The organism is Streptomyces sp. x-19 (assembly GCF_046549115.1).
Taxonomy (GTDB): Bacteria; Actinomycetota; Actinomycetes; order Streptomycetales; family Streptomycetaceae; genus Streptomyces; species Streptomyces albulus_C.
The window spans coordinates 1-1127 of the sequence record NZ_JAJPWK010000097.1 but is presented as its reverse complement, the minus strand read 5'-3'; the positions used below and the strand labels follow the sequence as shown (position 1 = coordinate 1127).

Genomic DNA, 1127 nt, shown 5'->3' with positions numbered 1-1127 from the left:
TCTCGTCCGCCACCGCTGACGGAGCCGTCTCCACGGCCACGTCCCCGGACGCTTCCGCGGCTATGTTCTCGCTGGTCACAGGTGCAATCCTCCATGATCGGAGTTACACCGTTCTATTTACAGTCCCGGAGGACGAGGAATTCCTGGCGGAGATGATCGCCGAAGGGCTACGGCGCGACGCCCTAGTAGTGCTTTGTTACGTGGTCTTGTCACGGTGGGTGTGTGGTAGTTCGCTGGTTGTATGAGGGCTGGGGAACTTGCTGTGTGTCGGGGCCGGTTGGAGGAGATTGCCGGGGAGGTGTTTGCGCCGTTGGTGCGGCGGGATCAGCGTGAGAAGGGCAGTTTGTATCTGCGGGGGTTGCTGCTGGATGGCCGTCGTAAGTCGATGCAGCCGATGGCTGAGCGTCTGAGGGTGGACCACCAGCAGCTCCAACAGTTCGTCACCTCCTCCACCTGGCCCTGCGATGCGGTGCGGGCCCGGCTGGCATGGCGGGCCGTGCGGGTGGTCCGTCCTCAGGCATGGGTGGTGGACGACACCGGCTTTCCCAAGGACGGCACCTCCTCGCCAGGAGTGGCCCGGCAGTACTCCGGCACGCTGGGCAAGGTCGGCAACTGCCAGATCGGAGTCAGCGTCCATGCCGCCTCCGACACCGCCTCATGCCCTCTTTCCTGGCGACTGTTCCTACCCGAAAGCTGGGACACGCCCGAGGCGGACAGCCGCAGGAAGCGCTGTCGCATCCCCGACGACGAGCACCACCGTCCCAAGTGGCAGCTCGCCCTGGGGATGCTCGATGAACTCGCCGGTGCCGGCCTCAGGCCCGCCGTGCTGGTCGCGGATACCGGATACGGCGCCAATGCCGACTTCCGCCGCGGCCTGGAAGACCGCGGCCTGGCCTACGTCCTGCAAGCCAAGGCCGAGATGACCGCCCATGGTGAGGGTGTTGAACCCCACCAGCCCGCCTACGGCGGACTCGGCCCCAGGCCCCTTCCGCGTTACCGCACCCGGCCGGTGTCCTTGCGTGAACACGTGCTGGCCGCAGGGCGAGGCCAGGGACGGACCCTGACTTGGCGCAAGGGCTCCAAAGCCGCGATGAGCTCCCACTTCGTGCTGTTGCGGGTCCGTCTTG

General features: G+C 66.4%; 1 protein-coding gene and 1 pseudogene. Both read left to right on the top strand.

Translation table 11 applies throughout. The features are described 5' to 3' along the window. Window positions 1–245 (top strand): annotated as a pseudogene (locus tag ACLJT4_RS42405) (hypothetical protein); the annotation flags it as partial. A 32-nt stretch (window positions 246–277) separates the two neighbouring features. After that, window positions 278–1127 (top strand): IS701 family transposase (locus tag ACLJT4_RS42400; protein WP_411130506.1); only part of this gene is annotated, 850 nt, incomplete at its 3' end.